This window comes from Amycolatopsis sp. NPDC006125, from assembly GCF_040614195.1.
Lineage (GTDB): Bacteria > Actinomycetota > Actinomycetes > Mycobacteriales > Pseudonocardiaceae > Amycolatopsis_E > Amycolatopsis_E tucumanensis.
In genome coordinates, this window is sequence record NZ_JBEXTZ010000036.1 from 40324 (window position 1) to 63700 (window position 23377).

Genomic DNA, 23377 nt, shown 5'->3' on the forward strand with positions numbered 1-23377 from the left:
CCTTAGGTTAGCCTTGCTTGACTTGGCGCAATTTGTCGCAGTTCCTTCGAAAGGGTGTTGCCATGTCTCGCAGGGTTCGCCTGCCCGGACTCCGCTCACTCGTGGCCGCTTCGGTCGCGGGTGTGCTCGGCCTCGGGCTCGTGGCGTGTGGCAATGTGCAGGATTCGTCGACGCAGTCGGCGTCCTCAGCGAGCGCCGACGCGTCGGCCTTCCCGGTGAGCATCACGCACAAGTTCGGCACCACGACGATCGAGAAGGCGCCGCAGCGCGTCGTCGTGATCGGCACGTCGACCGACGACCTCGACGCGGCCGTCGCGCTCGGTGTCACGCCGGTCGCGTTCTTCAACAAGTCCGGGATGGACGGTGTGCCGTCCTGGCTGCAGGGCAGGGTCGACCCGGCCAAGACGCAGATCGTCAACGCGGCGAGCGGTGTCAACGCCGAGCAGGTCGGGGCGCTCGCGCCGGACCTGATCCTGGCGACCGCGGACTACGGTCTCGAAGAGGAGTACGCGAACCTGTCCCGGATCGCGCCGACGGTGGGCTACGCGACCGAGTGGGGTTCGCAGAGCTGGCAGGAACACCTCAACGTGGTCGCGCAGGCGCTCGGCAAGACCGCCGACGCCAAGCAGGTCGAGACGAGCACCCAGGGCGCGATCGACCAGCTGAAGGCGCAGTACCCGAACGCGGCAGGCAAGACGTTCACCGCGTCCGTCGGCAACACCGCGGGCAAGATGTTCACGCTGGTGTCGCAGAAGGACTTCGCGGTGCAGCTCGTGGAGTCGCTCGGCCTGAAGCTGAGCCCGACGGTGACGGACGCCGCGCAGACCGACGCGGGCAGCCCGACCGGCTCGCTGACCCCCGAGCAGTACGACAAGCTCGCCGCGGACCTGGTGATCGTCGCCTACACCTCGCCCGACTACCGGACGGCGTTCGAGAGCAACCAGCTGGTGGCCCCCATCAAGGCAGGCAACTACCTGGTGGTGGACATGGAGACGATCTCGGCGCTGCGTGCTCCTACCGTGCTGGACATTCCTTGGGTTCTGGAGAAGTTGAAGCCCGGGTTGGCGAAGCTGGGTTGATTTTGGCCTGAAGGAGCCCTCCCTCTTCGGGAGGGCTCCTTTTTGTTGCCGCTACGCGGGTGTCTAGGGCGCCGGGCTTCGCTTCGCTACGCCCGGATGTCGGCGCGCCCCGATTTTTCATTGTTTCTACGGCCGAGCAGGGGTTGTCAAGGCTGGAAAGAGTACCTTGACAACCCCTGGTCGGCCGCAGAACTGGGCTGTGGATCGGGGAGCGGGGGAGGGCTGGACGGCCGGGTGGGTGCTTTGCGTTGCCGGCTCACGTCGTGCGGCCAGCCGCCCAGGCCCGAATCACAACTGCGCGTTCAAGTCCTCCTCGGAGAGTGCGTCCACCTCCAGGTAAATCTCCGCCACCTGCTCCAGCCGCCCGGGCACCGACTGGTCGGCCACCAGGCGCGCCGCCATCGCGCCCACCGTCAGCGCCGAGAACAGCGTCCGCACCGTCACTTCCGACGTGTCCAGCGCCTCCCGCAGGCGGCCGACGATCATCGTCGCCAGCACGGAGTCTCCGCCGAGCGCGAAGAACGGGTCGTCGCGGCCGACGCGTTCCACTCCGAGCACCTCGGCCCACACCTTGGCCAGCACCTGCTCCAACGGAGTCTCCGGCGCGACATAACTGTCCGCCGACGCCTGCCAGTGCACCGCCACCGCGCGGCGGTCCACCTTGCCGTTCGCCGTCAGCGGCAGGGCGTCCAGCACCACCACGCGCGCCGGGACCATGTGCGGCGGCAACAACGTCTGGACGAACTCCCGGACCTCGTCGCCGTCCACCGCACCCCCGACGGCGGCCACGAGCTGGTTGCCGGCCACGCCCGCGACGCCCCGGTGCACCCCGGGGAACTCGGCCAGCGCCGCCTCGACCTCGCCCAGCTCGATCCGCACACCGCGCACCTTCACCTGGAAGTCCCGGCGCCCCAGGAACTCCAGCGTGCCGTCCGGCCAGTACCGCGCCAAATCGCCGGTGCGGTACCAGCGGCGGCCCTCGTGCTCCACGAACCGGTCCGCGGTCCGCTCCGGATCCGCCCGATACCCGTGGGCGACCCCGTCGCCGCCGATCCACAGCTCCCCGGCGACCCAGTCCGGGCAGTCCCGGCCACGCACGTCCACCACGCGGCACACGACGTTGCGCAGCGGCGTCCCGTACGGCACCGAACGCCACGACGACGGCACCCCGTGCACCTCGCACACCGTCGAATGGATCGCCGTCTCCGTGGTGCCGCCGAGCCCGGCGAACCGGCACCGCGGCGCCTGCTCCGCCACCCGGCCGGGCAGGTCCGTGCCCACCCAGTCACCGCCCAGCAGCACCGTCCGCAACCCGCTCAACTCCCCCGGCCGGGCCGCGGACAACAGCATGTCCAGCAACGCAGGCACGCAGTTGACCAGCGTGACGCGGCGCGAGGCGGCCAGCTCGACCCACTGCCGCGCCTCCTTGCGGTCGCCCTCCTCGACCAGCACGACCGCGCCGCCCGCGGACAGCAGGCCGAAGACGTCGTACACCGACAGGTCGAAGTCCAGCGCGGACACCGCGAGGCACCGGTCGTCGGCACCCACCGCGAACCTCTCGTTGAGGTCGTCGATCGTGTTCATCGCCGCCCGGTGCGGCACCTCCACGCCCTTCGGCTCCCCCGTCGAACCGGACGTGAACAGCACGTACGCGATCTGCTCCTCGTCCACCCGCACCGGCTCGGCGAGCGGCTCGGCCGCCTCCTCCGCGGACGTCAGCACGTGCGAGAACCCGGCGATCCGCCGGATCCGCTCCGCCCGCGCCGCCGGCTGGTCGACACCGATCGGCACGTACCCGGCGCCCGCGGCCAGCACACCGAGCACCGCCGCGATCTGGTCCGGGCCCTTCGGCAGGCTCACACCGACCAGGTCACCGGGCGCGACACCCTTGTCCTGCAACGACTTCGCGATCCGCAGCGCGCGGTCACGCAAAGCGCCGTAGCTGAGCACGCCATCGGCGCCCCACAGCAGCGCGGGCGCGTCCGGCTGCGCGACGGCACGCTCGAAGAACCCGTCCTGCAGCAACCGCCCGCTGCGCGGCCCCTCCGTCGCGTTGACCCGCGCCCGCACCTCGGCCTGCTCCCGCGGCAACGTGCCGCCGACCGGCTGCTCCCACGCGTCGTCCCGCTGCCCGAGCCGCGTGATCAGGTCCTGGAACGCGGCGAACATCGCGTCGATCATCCCGGCCGGGAACGCGTGCTCCCGCACGTCCCAGTTGATCAGCAGGCCCTCGTTGACCTCGGTGACCTGCGCGTCCAGCAGCACCTGCGGGCCCTGCGAGATGATCCACACCGCCTCGCCGAAGCAGCGCCGCACGCGTGCGTCGAACAGCTCGCCCAGGTTGAGCGCACTGGTGAACACCACCGGCGCGAGCACCTGCTCACCGTGGTGCCGGGACAGGTCCCGCAGCACCTCGACACCCGAGTACGCGGCGTGCTCGGCGTCGGCGTGCATCCGGTCCTGCAACGCCTTCGCGTGCTCCACGAAGGACGCCTCCGTCGAGAAATCGACTTCCAGCAGCACCGAGCTGGTGAAGTCGCCGACCAGCTTGTCGACGTCCGGGTGGGTGCTCTGCCGGTCGAACATCGGCAGGTTCATCAGGAACCGCGGCTGCGCGCTCCACGACGACAGGGTCTCCGCGAACGCGGCCGCGACGACCATCGCCGGGGTCAGCCCGTGTTCGTGCGCGCGGGCGCCGAGGCGCTTGCGGTCCTCCGGCGCCAGCCAGTGGTGCCGGCGGGTGACGCGGGTGGCGTCGGCGCGCTCGGTCTCCGGCACCAGCGGCAGGTCCGGCGCGCCGGGCAGCTCGGGAACCCGCCGCTGCCACCACTCGCGGGCCTTCTCCTGCTCGGCCTGGCGGGTCACCTCACGTTCGGCCAGGTAGCGCGGGTAGCTGTAGCCGATCGGCTCCAGTTCGGCGTCCGGCTCGTCGTAGAACCGCGCGAGGTCCGACAGCAGCACGCGGTAGCTCAACGCGTCCGCGGCGAGCATGTCCACGTCGACGTGCAGCCGCGCCCGGTCACCGGGACGGCGGCTGAGCTGGATCTTGAACACCTCGCCGTTCGCCACGTCCAGGCGCGCGTGCGAAGACGCGTCCCGCAGGTCGGCAAGGCGACGCTGCTCGGCCTCTTCGTCCAGGTCACGCAGGTCGTGCACCAGCAGCGACGGCTGGGCGCGCTCGGGCAGGATCCGCTGGCGGCCGTCGTCGAGGAAGGCGGCGCGCAGCATCCCGTGCCGGGCCACGAGCTTCCGCACCGCCACGTCGAGGCGTTGCGGGTCCAGGTCCGGGCCGTCGAACTCGACGTAGAGGTGCGCGGCGACCGAGCCGAGCGTGGTCTCCTCGTCGCGGCCGATCCAGTACGCGTGCTGCATCAACGCGAGCGGGAACGGCTCGGTCTCGTCGACCTCGACGGTCACCTCGGGCTCGGGCGCGACCCCGGCCGCGGTGGCCAGGATCTCCCGCCACCCGGCCAGCGTCGGGTTCTTGGCCAGCTTGGCGAAGCCGACCTTGATGCCCTGCTTGCGCCACTTGTTCGCGACCTGCATGAGCTGGATCGAGTCGAGGCCCCACTCGATGAGGCTGTCGTTCTCGGACAGCTCCGCCGCCTCGGGCCCCAGCAGGTCGGTGACCTCGCGCAGGAGCTCTCCCACCGTCGGCTGCTGACTCACCACGTGCCCAGCTCCTCTTCGAACTCGTCGATGTCTTCTTCGGAAACGTCCGCCAGCGCGGTGTCCGCCGCGGTCGGCGCGCTGCTCAGCGCCTTGCGGAACAGCTCGGTCAGCTCGGGCACCGCGGGCCCGGTGATCGCGACGCGCAACTGCCCGTCCACGCTGACCGCGTTGACCTCCATCGCCCACTGCGGGGTGCGCGGCGGCACCCGCAGCATCGGGGCCTCCGGCGCGACCGACCACGGCTCGCCGGTCCCGCTCGGCAGGCGGCCGAGGTAGTTGACGACGATCGTCGGCTCCGGCAGGTCCAGCGGGCGGAGCAGCCCGTAGCCGAGGCCGTGGTCGGGCAGGCTGTCCAGCTGCTCACGCACGTCCCGCAGCCGCGTGCCCGGCCGCAGCCGGAGCGGGAAGATCGTGGTGAACCAGCCGACCGTGGCCGACAGGTCGGCCCCGAGCTGTTCCTCCCGGCCGTGCCCCTCGACCGCGATCACCGCGTCGCCGCGACCACGCCAGGTTTCGAGCGCCTCGGCGAACGCGCTGATCAGCAGTTCCTGCACCCCGGCCTGTTCGGCGCTCTCGGGCAGCGGCACGGTGAACCCGGTCTCGTGCCGTTCGCCGCCGGGTTCGAGCACCGGGTCGGCGCCGTCCAGGATTTCACGCCACAGTCCGGTTTCCGCGCTGCGGTCCTGCGCGGCGAGCAGTTCGCTCCAGCGCCGGAACGACGTGCCGGTGCGCACGAGTTCCTTGCCTGCCCAGGCCTCGGCGAGGTCGTCCATGATGATCCGCCACGAGACGCCGTCCACGACGAGGTGGTCGGCGACGATCAGCACCCGGTCGGGGAAGCGGACCACCTGCAGCATCCGCTCGTCGGTCAGCCGCTCACGCGCGGCCCGCAGCTCCGCGTCCAGCTCGCCGGTGGCATCCCGGACGATCTCGGCCGCGTCGAAGGATTCGGCCGGGACCACCAGCGCGCCGTCCCAGCGGGCGCGGAGCACGTCGTGCCGGTCGAGGATCGCCTGCACCACCCGGACCAGGCCGTCGCGGGTCAGGCCGTCGGGGGCGACCAGGAGCATCGCCTGCGCGAGGCCGCGTTCGCTCCAGCGCATGATCGGGGTCGGCTCGATGCGGCCGGTGCCGTCGTCGGCCTCCGTGACGGCGGCTCCGGCGACCGCGGCGAGCCCGGCCGGGGTGCGCTGCTCGAACACCTGCCGCGGGGTGATCGTCAACCCCGCCTTGCGGGCCCGGCTGACCAGCTGGACGGACACGATGCTGTCGCCGCCGAGGGCGAAGAAGCTGTCCTGCGCTCCGACCTCGGCCAGGCCGAGGACCTCGGCGAACAGCTTGCACAGCAACGCTTCCCGCTCAGTCGCGGGCTCGGCCTTGCCCGCCAGCGCGGCGAAGTCGGGCGCGGGCAGGGCCTTGCGGTCGAGCTTGCCACTGGGCGTCAGCGGGAACTCGTCCAGCTGGACGATCGCGGACGGGATCATGTGGTCGGGCAGTTCGCGGGCCAGGCTGTTCGCGTCGGCTTCGCCGAGGACGTAGGCGATCAGGCGGTCGTCGCGCACCACCGCGACGGCGCTGCGCGCGCCGGCCCGGGTGAGCGCGACCTCGACCTCGCCCAGCTCGATCCGGAACCCCCGCAGCTTGACCTGGTCGTCGGCGCGGCCGAGGAACTCGAGCACGCCGTCGCGGTGCCGCACCAGGTCCCCGGTCCGGTAGAGCCGTTCCCCGTTCGGCGCGGCCACGAACCTGGAAGCCGTGAGCCCCAGCCGGTTCAGGTAGCCGCGGGCAAGCTGGACGCCGCCCAGGTACAGCTCGCCGGTGACGCCCGGCGGCACCGGCCGCAGGTACCGGTCGAGCACGTGGACCTGCGTGTTCCACACCGGCCGCCCGATCGGCACCGTGCCCTCGCCCGCGCCGTCGGCGCACGGCCAGTAGGTGACGTCGACCGCGGCTTCGGTGGGGCCGTAGAGGTTGTGCACGTTCGGGCCCGCCAGATCGCACGGCAGGGCCTCGCCGCTGCAGATCACCCGCGTCAGCACCGACAGGTCGCCGCCCGAGGAGACGAACGCCCGCAGCATCGACGGCACGAAGTGCGCGGTGGTGATCCGCTCGCGGGCGATGAGGCCGGCCAGGTACTCCGGGTCCTTGTGCCCGTCCGGCCTGGCGAACACCAGCGTCCCACCGGTGATCAGGGGCCAGAAGAACTCCCACACCGACACGTCGAAGCTCGACGGAGTCTTCTGCAACACCCGGTCCTCCGGCGTGAGCCGGTACTCGTGCTGCATCCACAGTAGACGGTTGACGATCGCGCGGTGGCTGACCACGACGCCCTTGGGCCTGCCGGTGGAGCCCGAGGTGTAGATGACGTAGGCCGGGTGATCCGGCCCCGCCGGGCGCAGCTCCCCCTCACCTTCCAAGGAGGCGGGAAGAACCACGGTGGGCTGGGCATCCTCGATCATCATGCTCAACCGCTCCGCCGGGTACGACGGATCCAGCGGCAGGTAGGCACCGCCCGCCTTGTGCACCGCCAGCAGGGAGACGATCAGGTCGAGCGAACGATCCTGCCGCACCCCGACGATGTGCTCCGGCCCCACACCCGCACCCGCCAGCCGCCGCGCCAGCGCGCTCGCACGGGCATCCAGCTCGGCGTAGGTCAGGGACTCGCCCTCGAAGACCACCGCGGTGGCATCCGGCGTACGAGCCACCTGGGCGGCGAACAGCTCCGCCAAGGTCGCCGGAGGAACCTCACGCGTCTCACCGGCCGGGAGCACGTCCTCCGGAGTGAGCACCGACGTGGCCGAGAGCCGCCGGTCCGGGTCCGCCAGGAGATCGCCGACCAGCCGCGTGAAACGGGCCACCAGGTCGTCCACAGTGGACCGGTCGAAGAGGTCTTCGCTGTAGACGAGCCAGCCGTCGATGCCCGCGTCCTGCTCGAACAGGTGGAACGACAGGTCGAGCCGCGCCGCGTAGAAGTCGACGTGCTCCTCGCGCAGCGACGCGTGCCCGAACGGCACCGGCCCGCCGGGCGCGCGCTGGTAGGCCAGCATGACCTGGAACAGCGGGTGCCGCCCCATCGACCGGGCCGGGTTCAGCGCCTCGACCAGCCGCTCGAACGGCAGGTCCTGGTGCGCGAACGCGTCCAGGTCGGTGCGCCGCACCCGCTCGACGAGCTGCCGGAACGTCGGGTCGCCGGTCAGGTCCGTGCGCAGCACGAGGTTGTTGACGAAGAACCCGACCAGGCCGTCCAGGGCGTCGTCGGTGCGGCCGGCGACCGGCGCGCCGATCGGCACGTCCTCCCCCGCGCCCATCTGGGCGAGCAGCGCGACGACGGCGGCCTGGACGACCATGAACGTCGTGGCGCCGGTCTGCCGCGCCAGCTCCGCCAGCGCCCGGTGCGTCTCCGGCGGCAGCTTGAACCGCACCGCGTCCCCGCGGAACGACGGATCGGCCGGACGTGGCCGGTCGGCCGGCAGGCTGATCTCCTCCGGCAGGTCGGCGAGCTGCCGCGTCCAGTAGGCGAGCTGGGTGGACGCGAGGCTGTTCGGGTCGGCGTCGTTGCCCAGCAGGTCCCGCTGCCAGAGCGCGTAGTCCGCGTACTGCACCGGCAGCGGCGCCCACCCGGGGCCGCGGCCCTGCAGCCGGGCGGTGTAGGCGGTGGTCAGGTCGGCCAGCAGCCGTTCGGCGGACCAGCCATCGCTCGCGATGTGGTGCGTCAGCAGGGACAGCACGTGCGAGTCGCCGTCGCGGAACAGCCGCGCCTCGAACGGCGGCTCGCGGTCCAGCTCGAACTCCCGTTGCGCGGCCTCGCGTGGCGAGCCGTCGTCGAGGATCAGCGGCGGGATCGTGTCGAGGACCTGCTGGTAGGGCTTGCCCTCGAACTCCGGGTAGATCGTGCGCAGCACCTCGTGCCTGCTCACGACGTCGGCGAGCGCGGCCCGCAGCGCGTCCACGTCGAGCGGGCCGTCCAGGCGCACCGCGAACGGCACGTTGTAGGTCGCGCTCGGGCCTTCCAGCCGGTACAGGAACCACAACCGCTGCTGCGCCGACGACAGCGGGATGCGGCGCGGGCGCGGCATCGGCGTGAGCGCGGGCCGCTTCTGCGTGCCGCCGTCGAGCGCCGTGGCCAGGCGGGCGACGGTCGGCGCGTCGAAGACGGTCCCGATCGCCAGGTCGACGCCGAGGTCCGCGCGGATGCGGCCGACGAGCTTGGTCGCCAGCAGGGAATGCCCGCCGAGGGCGAAGAAGTCGTCGTCCCTGCCGACGCGCTCGACGCCGAGCAGGTCGGCGAACAACGCGGCCAGCGCCCGCTCGCGCTCGGTTTCCGGCTCCGCCGCCGCGGTCGCCGCCTCCGGCTCGGGCAGTGCCTTGCGGTCCAGCTTGCCGCTCGGGCTCAGCGGCAGCTCGTCGAGGAACGTGATGACCGACGGCACCAGGTGCTCGGGCAGCGTGGCGCCGAGCTGCCGCCGGATGCCGGCCGCGTCCGTGCCCGGCTTGGCGACCACGTAGCCGAGGAGCTGCTGCCGCTCCGGCCGCGCGACCACCCCGGCGCTCACCACCTCGGGCAACGCGGTCAGCGCGGCCTCGACCTCGCCCAGTTCGACGCGGAACCCGCGGATCTTGACCTGGTCGTCGGCGCGGCCGAGGAACTCCAGGGCGTCGCCGGTGCGGCGCACCAGGTCGCCGGTGCGGTACAGCCTCGACCCGTCCGGCCCGGCCACGAACCGCGACGCAGTGAGCCCGGGCCGGTTCAGGTAGCCCCGCGCGAGCTGGACCCCGCCCAGGTACAGCTCGCCGACGGCGCCGGGCGCGACCGGCTGCAGGTGCCGGTCCAGGACGTGCAGTTGCGTGTTCCACACCGGCCGCCCGATCGGCACGGTGCCGATGCCGGCGCCCTCGGTCACGGGCCAGTGGCTCACGTCGACCGCGGCTTCCGTGGGGCCGTACAGGTTGTGCACCTGCGGCAGTTCGCGCGCGAGGTCGGACGGCAGCGCTTCACCGCTGCAGATCACGCGACGCAGGGTGCTCGGCCGCGCGCCGGACTCGACGAACGCCCGCAGCATCGACGGGACGAAGTGGACGGTGGTGACCCGCTCCCGCGCGATCAGTTCGCTCAGGTAACGCGGGTCCTTGTGGCCGCCCGGCTTGGCGAACACCAGCGTCGCGCCGGTGATCAACGGCCAGAAGAACTCCCACACCGAGACGTCGAAGCTCGACGGCGTCTTCTGCAGCACCCGGTCCTCCGGGGTGAGCCGGTACTCGTGCTGCATCCACAACAGCCGGTTCACGATCGCCCGGTGGCTGACCACCACACCCTTCGGGCGGCCAGTCGAACCCGAGGTGTAGATGACGTACGCCGGGTTGTCCGGCCCCGCCGCCCGCAACTCCCCCTCATCGTGGAGCTCGGCAGGCAGCACGACCGTGGGCTGAGCATCCTCGATCATCATGCTCAACCGCTCCGCGGGATACGACGGATCCAGCGGCAGATACGCCCCGCCCGCCTTCAACACCGCCAGCAGCGAGACGATCAGATCCAGCGAACGGTCCTGCCGCACACCGACGATGTGCTCCGGCCCAACACCCGCGCCCGCCAACCCCCGCGCCAGCTCAGAGGCGCGCGCGTCCAGCTCGGCGTAGGTCAGCGCGACGCCCTCGTAGACCACCGCGGTCGCGTCCGGCGTGCGCGCCACCTGCTCGGCGAACAGCTCCGGCAGCGTCGTCTCCGGCACCTCGCGCGCGTCGCCGATCAGGGCGGTGTCCTCGAAGAACTCCAGCCGGCTCACCGGCCGGTCCGGCGCGCCCACCGCGGCGGCGAGCAGCGATTCCAGGTGCGCCAGGAACCGCTCGACGGTCGCGGCGGTGAACAGCTCCGTCGAGTACGTGGCCTCGACCCGCATCTCGCCGTCGACCAGGAACGCCTCCAGCGCCAGGTCGAACTGGGTGGTGTCGTTGTGCACCGTCTCCCAGCTCGCCTCAACGCCGGGCAGGTCGAAGCCCTGCAACCCCTGGGTGAGGAACAACAGCATCACGTCGAACAGCACCGACCGGCCCGGCACGCGCGGCGGCCGCAGCCGCTCGACGAGCAGGTCGAACGGGAGGTCCTGGTGCGCGTAGCCGTCGGTGCACACGCGCCGCACCCGGTCCACCAGCTCGGCGAACGACGGGTCGCCGGACAGGTCGGCCCGCAGCACGAGCGTGTTGCCGAAGTTGCCGATCAGCCGCTCGACCTCGCCGGCGTCGCGGTTCATCGACGCCGACCCGATCGGCACGTCCGTCGCGCCGGTCCAGCGCGACAGCAGCGCCGCGTACCCGGCGAACACCACCATGAACGGCGTGACCCCGCGGGCCTGCGCGAACTCGCCGATCCGGTCGGTCACGGCCCGGTCGAAGGTGTGGAAGCGCCGGTCCCCGCGGTCCGACCGCGCGGGCGGGCGCGGCAGGTCGGTGGGCAGCGACAGGTTCTCCGGCGCGGGGGTCAGCTCGCGGCGCCAGTAGTCGAGATCGCCGGCGAGCTTCTCGTCGGTCAGCGTCTTCCGCTGCCACACCGCGAAGTCGGCGTACTGCACCGGCAGCGGGTCCAAACCGGACGGTTGCCCGGTGGTGTCCTCCCGGTACAGGGCGGACAGGTCTCGCGACAGCGTGTTGAACGTGTAGCCGTCCCACGCGATGTGGTGCACGGTCAGCACCAGCACGTGGTCCTCGTCGCCGCGGCGCAGCAGGCGCAGGCGCAGCGAGTGCTCCTTGGCGAGGTCGAACGCGTGCGCCGACTCCTCCCGCGCCACTCGCTCGACGGTCCGGTCCCGGTCCTCTTCGGACAGGCCACGCAGGTCCGACTCCGGCATCGTCACCACGGCGTACGGGTCGACGATCTGCCGCGGCTCGCCGTCCGGCCCGGCCACGTACCGGGTGCGCAGGATCTCGTGCCGCTCCACGAGCCGCTGGAACGACCGGTGCAGCGCGGCCTTGTCCAGCGCGCCGCGCAGCGTGATCGCCAGGCACACGTTGTAGGCCGGGCTCGCCGGGTCGAGCTGCTGCAGGAACCACATGCGGGACTGGGCGTACGACAACGGCAGGTCGTCGTCGGAGTCCCGCTTCGGGATCGACGTCGTGCTGGCCAGGCCGGCCTGGGCCAGCCGTCGGCGCAGCAGCTCACGCTTGCGGGCGGCGAGGTCACTCACCGGGGGCCTCCTTGCGCGATCAGGGTCAGCGCGGCGAACCACTCACGGGACAGCTGCTGAATCCGGTCTTCGGTGAACAACGCGGACGGCCACTGCCAGTCGGCCTCCAGCGTCGAGCCGCGGACCAGCACGTTCAGCACCAGGCAGTACGGCGCGGGCATGTCGTCGTCGACACCGCCGCCCATCGCGCCCACCTCCGGCGCACCGGACCACGGCTCGCCGTCGCGCTCGCCCACCGTGAGCCTGCCGAGGTAGTTGAACTCCAGCTGCGGCTCGGGCAGCGCTTCCAGCTCGGCCGCGGTGTCCGGGTTGAGGTACCGCAGCAGGCCGTGGCCGATGCCCTTGTCCGGCAGGGCGAGCTGCTCGCTGACCCGCGTGAGCCCCTGGTGCACGCCGCTCGCGAGGTCGCCGGGGTCGACGCGGACCGGGAACACGCTGGTGAACCACCCGACCGTGCCGGACAGGTCCGCGCCGGGGACGATCTGCTCCTCACGCCCGTGGCCTTCCAGCGCGAGCAGGAGCGACGTGTCGTCGCCGCCGCGCCAGCGGGACACCGCGTGCGCGAGCCCGGCCAGCAGGACGTCGTTGATCGTGACGCCGTGCCGCTCGGGCACCTCCGTGAGCAGCTTGCCGGTGACCTCGGGGTCGAGGAACGTCCGCGTGGTTCGCATGGACGCGCGGGTGTCGATGGCCGGGTCGAGGCGGCGGGCGCCGAGCACCTGGTCCGGGCCGGACAGGATCTCCCGCCACAGCGGCATCTCGCTCGCCTTGGCCCGCGCCACCTCGGGCAGCGCCTGTGCCCACTCCCGGTACGACGTGCCGACGGGCGGCAGCTCGCGGCCCGCCCACAGCTCGGCCAGCTCGGGCACCAGCACACCCCACGACGCGCCGTCCACGACGAGGTGGTGCAGCACGATCAGCAGGCGGCCGGAGCGGTCCGGGCCGGTGTCGAACCAGACGAACCGCACCATGTCGCCGGACGGCGGGTCGAGCCGGATCTCCCGCATCAGGCCGGGCAGCCGCTCCGCGATGTCCCCGTACGCCAGGTCGCCGGCGTCGATCCGGGTGACGCAAGCGCTTGCGTCCACCGCCCCGCGCGGGCGGACGACGAACGTGCCGTCGAAGGTCGCGCGCAGCACGTCGTGCCGGTCCAGCAGGAGTTGCACCAGCTCACGCAGCCGGTCCAGGTCGAGCCCGGCCGGGGTGCAGAGCATCCGGGCCTGGCTGAGCTGACCGTACGGCTGGTTGCGGTTGAGCCAGTGGAGCATCGGCGTCAGCGGCACCTCGCCGATGCCCGCGTCGGCGTCCGCACGGTGCACGGCCTCCCCGGCGACCTGCGCCAGCGCCGCGACCGTGCGCTGCTCGAACACGTCCCGCGGGGTGAACGCCAGCCCGGCCCCACGGGCCTTGCTGACCAGCCGCATCGACACGATGCTGTCGCCGCCGAGCGCGAAGAAGCTGTCGTCCGCGCCGACCTCGGGCAGGCCGAGGACATCGGCGAACAGGCCGGCGATGCGCTTCTCCAGTTCCGTCGCGGGCGCCCGGGACGTGGTGCTCGTGTAGTCCGGCGCGGGCAGCGCCTTGACGTCGAGCTTGTCGTTGCGCGTCAACGGGAAGCCGTCGACCGCGACGAGCGCGGCCGGGACCATGTACTCCGGCAACGCGGCGGCGACCCGCTCGCGCAGACCGTCCGTGCCGCTCGCGACGACGTACGCGACCAGCCGCTTCACGCCGGGCGTGTCCTCGCGCGGCACCACGACCGCCCGCTCGACCCGCTCGTCCCGCAGCAGCACCGCCTCGATCTCGCCGGGCTCGATGCGGAACCCGCGGATCTTGACCTGGTCATCGACGCGGCCGAGCAGCTCGATCAGCCCCTCGGCGTTCCAGCGCGCCACGTCACCGGTCCGGTACATGCGGGTGCCGGGTTCGCCGAACGGGTCGGCCACGAACCGCTCGGCCGTCGTGCCCGGCCGCCGCAGGTAACCGCGGGCGAGACCGGCGCCGGACAGGTACAGCTCACCCTCCACGCCCGGCGGGCAGGGCCGCAGGTGCCGGTCGAGGATGTAGGCGCGCGCGTTGCCGACCGGCGAGCCGATGCACGGGTTCTCGGTGCGGTCGAAGTCGCATGCCGCGGAGTCCACAGTGCACTCGGTCGGGCCGTAGAGGTTCCACACGGCCAGGTCCGGCTCGTCCCGCAGCGACCGCCACAGCTGCGCGGGCACCGCCTCGCCGCCGACGCCGAGCACCTTGAGCGCGCCGCGCCAGCCCGGTTCGGTCGCGACCTGCGCGAGCAGCGACGGGGACAGCTCGACGAACTCGATCTCGTGGTCCCGCAGGAACGCCCGCAGCAGGTCCGCGTCGCGGCGGGTGTCCGGCGGCACCAGGTGCAGCTCGTGCCCGGCGAACATCCACAGCATCGGCTGCCACGACGCGTCGAACGCCATCGGCCACGCGTGCGCGACCCGCAGCGGGCGGCCGACCCGCTCGCGTGCCGGGTCGAACAGGTCGGTGCGGTGGCTGACCAGCAGGTTCGCGATCGAGCTGTGCGGCACCACGACGGCCTTCGGCGTGCCGGTCGAGCCGGACGTGTAGATGACGTACGCCGGGTGCTGCGGTTTCGCCCGCGGCGGCAGGTCGTCCGTCGAGCCCGTCGCTTCCGGCAGTTCGGTCAGGACCAGCTTCGGGGCGGCGTCGGCGAGCATGAAGTCGATCCGCTCGGCAGGCCAGTCCGGGTCGAGCGGCAGGTACGCGCCGCCCGCCTTAAACACCGCCAGCAGCGCGACCAGCATGTCCGGCCCGGCCGGCATGCGCAGCGCCACCACGTCCTCCGGGCCGACGCCCTGCTCGATGAGCACCCGCGCGACCTGGTTGGCGCGGGCGTTGAACTCGGCGAAGGTCAGCCGGGTCTCCCCCGCCACGATCGCCACGGCGTCCGGCGTCGCCCGAGCCTGATCGCGCAGGACCTCCGGCAGCGTCGTCGCCGGGGCGTCCAGGACCTTGCCGGTGCCGATGCGGCGCAGCTCGGCCAGGGTCTCCTCGCCGAGCAGGTCGACGCCCGTCACGTTTTGCGCAGGGGCAGCCGCGAAGGCCTCCGCGGCCCGGCGGAACCAGCCGCTCAGCGACTCCGCCCACGCCTCGTCGAACGTGTCCGGCCGGTACTCGAAGACGACCGACAACCGCTCCTCGGCGGCGACCGCCAGGGTCAGCGGGTAGTGCGTCGAGTCCTCGACCTCGACCCGGTCGATCGTGATCCCGGCGGCCCGCTCGCTCGCGCTCACCGCGTCCGAGTCGATCGGGTAGCTCTCGAACACGACCAGCGTGTCGAACAGGTCGCCGTGCCCGGCCGCCCGCTGGATGTCGGTGAGGCCGAGGTACTGGTGGTCCATCAGCCGCGCCTGCTCGTCCTGCACGCCCCGCAGGACGTCCAGCAGCGAACCGCGCAGGCGGACCCGCACCGGCACGGTGTTGATGAACAGGCCGACCATGCCGTCCACACCGGACAGATCGGCGGGCCGTCCGGAGACGGTGGCGCCGAACAGGACGTCGTCGCGGCCGGTCAGCCGGGCCAGCACGAGACCCCACAGCCCCTGGACGACCGTGTTGACGGTCAGGCCGTGCTCCCGGGCGACCGCGTATAGCCGTTCCGTGATCTCGGCGGGCAGGTCGAGGCGCAGCTTGCCGGGGCGCATCGGCACCCGCGACGCGGCCGGAGCCAGCAGCGTCGGCTCCTCGACGTCGTCCAGCGCGGCCAGCCACGCCTCGGCGGAGGCGTCCCGGTCCCGCCCGGCGAGCCAGGTCAGGTAGTCGCGGTACGGCCGCGGCGACGGCGGCTCGGTGCCGGCGTAGAGCGCGAGCAGGTCCCGCACCAGCAGCGGCAGCGACCAGCCGTCGAGCAGGATGTGGTGGTTGGACAGGACCAGCCGGTGGTCCCGCTCGCCCAGCTTCACCAGCGTCATCCGCAGCAGCGGCGGCTCGTCGAGCGCGAACCGTCCGGCCCGGTCCCTGGCCAGGAACTCGTCGAACTCCTCGTGGCTGAGCGTCAGCTCGGCCCATGGCAGCTCGGCCTCGCGGCGGATGACCTGCTTCGGCTCGTCGTCGTGCACGAAGGCCGCGCGCAGGTTCGGGTGCCGGTCCAGCAGGCCCTGCGCGGCCCGGCGCAGCCGCGCCGCGTCGACCTCGCCGGTCAGGCCCAGCACGAACTGGACGGTGTAGACGTCGTCCGCGCTTTCGTCGTAGAGCGCGTGGAAGAGCATGCCCTGCTGCAGCGGGGACAGCGGCAGGACCTCCTCCGGCTCCTCGGCGGCGGTGAGGTCGCGCAGGGCGTCCTGCCACCTCGCGATCAAGCCGTCCACTTCGGACTCGGTGAACCGGTCGGTCCAGGACCAGGTCGCGGTCAGCACCGGAACGTCCGGACCGTCCTCGGTCACGACGTTGATCTCCAGCGGCCGGTGCTGGACCTCCGGCGGCGGCAACTGCTCCGCGGCCGGGACCCAGAACCCCTCGCTGACGTCGAACCGGCCGAGGTAGTTGAAGCCGACCTCCGGCTCCGGCACGTCGGCGAGCTCGCCGTGCAGCCAGCGGAGGATGCCGAACCCGATGCCGTTGTCCGGCACGGCCCGCAGCCGCTCCTGGATCTCCGGCGGAGTCGCGGCGGCGGGCAGTTCGACCGGGTAGACGCTGGTGAACCAGCCGACCGTGCGGGACAGGTCCGCGCCGGGCACCAGGTGCTCCTCGCGGCCGTGGCCCTCCAGCGCGACCAGCCGCGGCTCGCCGAAGGCGTGCGCGAGCGCGCTGAGCAGCACCTCCTGCACGCCGGTGCGGAACTTGCCGGGCACCTCGGCGACCAGTTCCGCGCCGAGCGTCAGCTCCCGGCGGCCTGCCGTGCGGGCGGGCCGGACGTCCGCCGATCCGGTGCGCGGCAAGGACTTCCACTGCTCGGCGCTCGCGGTCGGCAGGTGCCGCGCCCACCAGCGGAACGAGGTGGGCACCGGGTCGAGCTTGGCCGGGTGGCCGGACGAGCGCGCCTCCCAGGCCTGCGCCAGGTCCCCGGCGAGGATGCGCCACGACACCCCGTCCACCACCAGGTGGTGCAGCACGAGCAGCAGCCGGCCGGGCTCGTCCCCGTGGTCGAACCACACGGCCCGCACCAGCACGCCCGCCTCCGGGTCGAGCGCGCCGACCGCCTCGGCGTACTTCTCCGCCACCGGCGTGTCCCCGGGTACGTGTTCGAGGACGTCCGTCACCGCGCCCGGCGGGCGGACCTCGAGCACGTCTCCCCGCAACCGGGCACGCAGCAGGTCGTGGTGGTCGAGCACGTCCCGCAGCACCCCGGCGAAGATCTCCGGCCCGTCCGCGGGCGGCACCCGCAGCAACGCGGCCTGGGCCATTGTGCGGTCACCGGTTTCCCGCCACCACCGCATGACCGGGGTGAGCGGGACCTCGCCGACCCCCTGCGCGCGGTCCTCGTCGGGGACCACCACGTCGGTGTCGACGGCGCGGGCGAGCGCCGCCGCGGTCTGGTGCTCGAACACCTGCCGCGGCGAGATCCGCAGCCCGGCGGCCCGCACCTTGCTCACGAACTGGATGGACAGGATGCTGTCGCCGCCCAGGCCGAAGAAGTTGTCCTCCGCTCCGACCTCGGGCACCCGCAGCACCTCGGCCATCACGCGGCACAGGATCCGCTCGGCCTCGGTCTCCGCCGCGCGGCTGCCGGACGTCGGCTCCGGGCCGGGGTCGGGCAGCGCCTTGCGGTTCACCTTGCCCGAGGGCATCAGCGGGAACTCGTCGAGGAACACGAACCGCCGCGGCACCATGTGCTCGGGCAGGCGGGTGCGCAGCCAATCTCCGAGACCGTCCACTTCGGAGCCGAGGCAGTAACCGACCAGCCGCTTGGGCTCGTCGCGCACCAGCACGACCGCCCGCCGGACGCCCTCGTGCTGCTCCAGGACCGCCTCGATCTCCTCCAGCTCGACCCGCATGCCGCGGATCTTGACCTGGTTGTCGGCGCGGCCGAGGAACTCCAGCGTGCCGTCCGGCTGCCAGCGGGCCAGGTCACCGGTGCGGTAGAGCCGGGAACCGGGCGGGCCGAACGGGTCGGCGACGAAGTGGTCCGCCGTCCGCTTGGGGTCGTTGATGTAGCCGCGGCCCAGGTAGACGCCACCGGCGTACAGCTCGCCGGGCACGCCGACCGGCACCTGCCGCAGGTGCCGGTCCAGCACGTAGAGGCGGGTGTTGCCGTTGGGGTGCCCGATCGAGACGGCCTTGCGGACCGCGCTCGCGTCGCGGTAGACGACGTGGCTGACGCCGATCGTCGCCTCAGCCGGGCCGTACCCGTGGTACATGATCGCGTCGCTGACCGCGCGGAACCGGGCGAACAGCTCGGGTGTGAGCACCTCGCCGCCGCACCAGACGTGCTTGAGCGACCTGCCCCGCTCGGCGAACCCGTCGAGGCCGACCAGCAGGTCCAGGATCGACGACGGCAGGTAGGTGAACGTCACCCGGTGCCGCTCGATCAGGCCCAGCAGGTACTCGATGTCCCGCTCGCCGCGGGGTTCGGCGATCACCAGCTTGCCGCCGGTGACCAGCGGCAGGAACACCTCGTTGATCGAGATGTCGAAGCCCATCGGCGCCTTGAACAGCGCCGCGTCGCCGGGCCCGAAACCGAGCATCTCGCGCTGCCACAGCAGGCGGTGCGTGATCGCGCGGTGCCGGATCATCGCGCCCTTCGGCGTGCCGGTCGAGCCGGACGTGTAGATGACGTAGGCCAGGCCTTCCGGCGGCACCCGCACGCCGAGGTTCTCCGGGTCCTCGCCCGCGAGGTCGACGTGCACGACCGGCACGCCCAGCTCCCGCACCGGCCCGTCGTGCTCCGGTCCACTGAGGATCGCGGTGAACCGGGAGCTCTCCGCCACCTCGGCGATGCGCCGATCCGGCCACGACGGCTCCAGCGGCACGAACGCGCCACCGGCTTTCTCGACCGCGAGCAGGCCGACGACCAGCTCCAGCGACCGCTCCCAGTGCATGCCGACGGTGCGCTCCGGCCCGACCCCGGCCGCGACGAGCCGCCGGGCCAGGTGGTTCGCCTTCGCGTTCAGCTCGGCGTAGGTGAGGCTGCGGTCGTGGAACTCGACGGCCACCGCGTCCGGGGTGCGGGCGGCCTGCTCCTCGACCATCTCGGTCAAGGTCGTGTGCGGCCGCTCCTCGGCGGTGTCGTTGAAGGCCGCGAGCCGGGCGCGCTCGTCGTCGCCGAGGATCTCGGCGAGGCCGACCGGCTGCTCCGGCTTCGCGACCAGCGCGGTCAGCAGCCGCACCAGCCTGCGCGCGAGCGAGTCCACAGTGGATTCGTCGAACAGGTCGGCGGAGTAGCTGATATGGCAGTCTTCCGGGCCGAAGTGGAAGGCCAGGTCGAACTTCGCGCCGGTGAACCCGGGTTCCAGCGGCTCGGCCACCACGTCCGGCAGGTCCAGTTCCGTCGTCGCCGGATCGCGGTGCGACACCATGATCTGGAACAGCGGGTGCCGCCCCGGCGAGCGCGGCGGATTGACCGCCTCGACGACCCGCTCGAACGGCAGGTCCTGGTTCGAGTAGGCGTCCAGGTTCGCCTCGCGGACGCGCGCGAGCAGGTCGCGGAACGTCGGGTTGCCGGACAGGTCGGTGCGCAGCACGACCGTGTTGACGAAGTAGCCGACCAGGTCGTCGAGCGCTTCGTCGGTGCGGCCGGCGACCGGCGTGCCGAGCGGGATGTCCTCGCCCGAGCCGAGGCGGGACAGCAGCACCGCGGTCGCGGCCTGGGCGATCATCAGGTCCGTCACGCCGAGTTTGCGGGCCAGCTTCGCCAGCGACGCGGTCAGCGCGGCGGGGAATTCCACGGTGACGTTGCCGCCCTCGCGCGTCGGGTGCTGCGGGCGCGGCCGGTCCGTCGGCAGCGGCAGTTCCTCGGGCAGGCCTTCCAGCCGCTTGAGCCAGAAGTCGCGCTGGTCGTCGACCGGGATGTCCTGCAGCCACTGGGTGTAGTCGGCGTATTGGACCGGCAGCGGTGTCCACTCCGGCGCGCGGCCTGCGCGGCGGGCGGCGTAGGCCGCGCCCAGGTCACGCAGCAGCGGTCGCGCCGACCACTCGTCGCCCGCGACGTGGTGCACGACCAGCACCAACAGGTGCTCGTCCTGGCCGGTGTTCAGCACTTCGGCCCGGATCGGCGGCTCCTCGCCGAGGCGGAACGCGTACCGGCTCGCCCGTTCCACGAACCCCTCGGCCGGGCCGTCGTGCCGGTGCACGGGGAACCGCTCGAACGGCGGCAGCACGTGCTGGCCGTCCGCGGTGAGCAGGGTGCGCAGCGTGTCGTGGCGGTTCACCACGTCGGTGAGCGCGGCGTCGAGCACGTCCAGGTCGAGCGGGCCGGTCAGCCGCGCGGCGAACGGGATGTTGTAGACCGGCGACGGGCCGTCCAGCTCGTGCAGGAACCACAGGCTGCGCTGCGCCGGGGACAGCGGCACGAGGCCGTCGTGGTCGCGGCGGGTCAGCGGCGGGCGGGCGACGCCGCCGTCCAAGTGCCGCGCCAGGCGTGCCACCGTCGGGGCGTCGAAGATCGCCCGGATCTGCAGGTCGACGCCGAACGTGCGGCGGATCCGGCTGGCCAGGCGGGTGGCGAGCAGGGAATGCCCGCCGAGTGCGAAGAAGTCGTCGTCGCGACCGACCCGGTCGACGCCGAGGACCTCGGCGAACAGCTCGGCCAGAATCTCCTCACGCGGGTCGCGGGCCTCGGCGCTGCCGGTCTCGGCGAGCTGCGGCTCGGGCAGCGCCCGCCGGTCCAGCTTGCCGCTCGGGCTCAGCGGCAACGCGTCGAGCACGACGATCGCGGACGGCACCAGCTGTTCGGGCAGCGACTCGGCGAGGCTCCGCCGCAGCGCGGCCGGGTCCAAGCCCACGCCGACGACGTACCCGACCAGCTGCTGACGGCCGGCGTGCACGGTGGCCGCCGCGGCGGCGACCCCGTCCAGCGCGAGCAGGGCCGCCTCGACCTCGCCCAGCTCGACGCGGAAGCCGCGGATCTTGACCTGGTCGTCGGCGCGGCCCAGGTACTCCAGGGCACCGTCGGCGTTCCACCGCACGACGTCGCCGGTGCGGTAGAGCCGCGAGCCGGGCTCGCCGAACGGGTTGGCGACGAACCGCGAGGAGGTCAGCCCGGGCCGGTTGAGGTACCCCCGGGCGAGCTGTACTCCCCCGAGATACAGCTCGCCCGGCGCGCGCGGCGCCACCGGCCGCAGGAACCGGTCCAGCACGTAGGTCTGCGTGTTCCACACCGGACGTCCGATGGGGACGGTCGTGGCATCCGCGGGCACCGGCCAGTAGGTGACGTCGACGGCGGCCTCGGTCGGGCCGTAGAGGTTGTGCACCTGGGCGAATTCACCCGCCTGCCGCGCCAGCTCCGGCGGCAGGGCCTCGCCGCTGCAGATGATCCGCTGCGGCCCGCGGCCGGTCTCGACGTACTGCGCCAGCATCGACGGCACGAAGTGCGCGGTGGTGATCCGCTCGCGTTCGACCAGTTCGGCCAGGTAACGCGGGTCCTTGTGCCCGCCCGGCTTCGCGAACACCAGCGTCGCGCCGCTGATCAGCGGCCAGAAGAACTCCCACACCGACACGTCGAACGACGACAGCGTCTTCTGCAGCACCCGGTCCTCGGGCGTGAGCCGGTACTCGTGCTGCATCCACAACAGCCGGTTCACGATCGCCCGGTGGCTGACCACCACACCCTTCGGGCGGCCGGTCGAACCCGAGGTGTAGATGACGTACGCCGGGTTGTCCGGCCCCGCCGCCCGCAACTCCCCTTCATCATGGAGCTCGGCAGGCAGCACGACCGTGGGCTGAGCATCCTCGATCATCATGCTCAACCGCTCCGCGGGATACGACGGATCCAGCGGCAGATACGCCCCGCCCGCCTTCAACACCGCCAGCAGCGAGACGATCAGATCCAGCGAACGGTCCTGCCGCACACCGACGATGTGCTCCGGCCCAACACCCGCGCCCGCCAACCGCCGCGCCAGCTCAGTGGCGCGGGCGTCCAGCTCGGCGTAGGTCAGCGCGACGCCCTCGTAGACCACCGCGGTCGCGTCCGGCGTGCGCGCCACCTGCTCGGCGAACAGCTCCGGCAGCGTCGTCTCCGGCACCTCCGCGGCGGTTTCGTTGGGCGCCACCACGACCTGCTGCCATTCGTCGGCGGGCAACGGTTCGAGCCGCGCGACCGGCGTGCCCGGCGCGGCGACGAACCAGCCGAGCACGTCCTGCACCCGCTCCGCGATGCGGGCGACCGCGGCGTCGTCGAAGCGCGCCGGGTCGTGGTCGATGCGCAGCACGAACTCCTCGCCCGGCACGACCAGCAACGCGAGCGGGTAGTGCGTGGCGTCCCGCACCTCGACCCCGGCCAGCGGCGAGCCGGCCAGGTCGGTGCCCGGATAGCTTTCGAAGACCACGAGCGTGTCGAACAGCGTGGGCTGCCCGGCGGCGCGCTGGATGTCGGCGAGCCCGAGGTGCTGGTGCTCCAGCAACCGCGCCTGCTCGTTCTGCACCCGCGCGGCCAGCGCGGCCAGCGGCTCGTCCGGCGCGAGGCGCACCCGCACCGGCACGGTGTTGATCAGCATGCCGACCATCGACTCGACGCCCGGCACCTCGGGGTTCCGGCCGGACACCGTCGCGCCGAACACCACATCGTCCCGGCCGGTCAGCCCGGCGAGCACGAGCGCCCACGCGGACTGCACCAGTGCGTTCACGGTCACGCCGTACTCGCGGGCGGCCTGCGTCAACGGCTGCCCCGGCAACGAGAACTCAGCACGCCGCGGCAGTCCGGTGGACGACCCGTCAGCCACGAGCGTCGGGCCGTCGAGGTCGGCGAGTGCGCCGGCCCACGCCTGCTCGGCCGCCTTCGTGTCCTGTTTGGACAGCCAGGTCAGGTGGTCCCGGAACGGCCGCACCGGCGGAAGCGCTTGCCCGCCGTACAACGAGAGCAGCTCATGCACCAGGATCGGCGCCGACCAGCCGTCCCACAGCAGGTGGTGCGACGACAACACGAGCACGTGCTCGGAACCGCGGCGCACCAAGGTGAACCGCAGCAACGGCGGTCGCGCGAGGTCGAACGGCTCGGCGCGGTCGTCGTCCAGCAGGCGCTGGAACTCCGCATCGCCAGGGCAGTCCACGACCCGCCACGGCACCTGGACCGACCGGCGCACGACCTGCACGAACTGGCCCGACGCCTGCGTGCGGAACCCGGCCCGCAGGTTGGCGTGCCGCCGCACCAACTGCTCCGCGGCCTCCCGGAGCCGCTCGCCGTCGACCTCGCCGGCCAGCCGCAGGACGGTTTGCACCGTGTAGACGTCCGCACGCTCGTCGAGCAGGGCGTGGAAGATCATGCCCTGCTGCAACGGGGTGAGCGGGAGGACGTCCTCGACGCTCGACGCCACC

At 72.5% G+C, this 23377-nt stretch carries 4 protein-coding genes; 1 reads left to right on the top strand and 3 read right to left on the bottom strand.

Annotated features, from left to right (window positions below; translation table 11 throughout):
• The first annotated feature begins 62 nt into the window (after nucleotides 1-62).
• Nucleotides 63-1079, top strand: coding sequence for an ABC transporter substrate-binding protein (locus ABZ193_RS19905; protein ID WP_354710931.1), 1017 nt, complete (start codon nucleotides 63-65; stop codon nucleotides 1077-1079).
• A gap of 288 nt (nucleotides 1080-1367) precedes the next feature.
• On the opposite strand, the gene ABZ193_RS19910 is transcribed toward ABZ193_RS19905, so the two are convergent.
• From ABZ193_RS19910 to ABZ193_RS19920, 3 genes are read right to left on the bottom strand one after another with little or no spacing between them, the layout of a single operon-like run.
• Nucleotides 1368-4751: an amino acid adenylation domain-containing protein gene (locus ABZ193_RS19910; RefSeq protein ID WP_354710932.1), complete on the bottom strand. Its 3384-nt coding sequence runs from the start codon at nucleotides 4749-4751 to the stop codon at nucleotides 1368-1370.
• Nucleotides 4745-11926: an amino acid adenylation domain-containing protein gene (locus ABZ193_RS19915; protein ID WP_354710933.1), complete on the bottom strand. Its 7182-nt coding sequence runs from the start codon at nucleotides 11924-11926 to the stop codon at nucleotides 4745-4747. The genes ABZ193_RS19910 and ABZ193_RS19915 overlap by 7 nt, the downstream gene beginning before the upstream one ends.
• Nucleotides 11923-23376, bottom strand: a complete 11454-nt coding sequence (locus ABZ193_RS19920) for an amino acid adenylation domain-containing protein (protein ID WP_354710934.1) — start codon at nucleotides 23374-23376, stop codon at nucleotides 11923-11925. The genes ABZ193_RS19915 and ABZ193_RS19920 overlap by 4 nt, the downstream gene beginning before the upstream one ends.
• Between the last annotated feature and the right edge of the window lies 1 nt (nucleotide 23377).

Bases quoted from the DNA above. Each gene is read 5' to 3' on its own strand.
- ABZ193_RS19905 (WP_354710931.1), top strand. From the start codon at position 63: ATGTCTCGCAGGGTTCGCCTGCCCGGACTCCGCTCACTCGTGGCCGCT.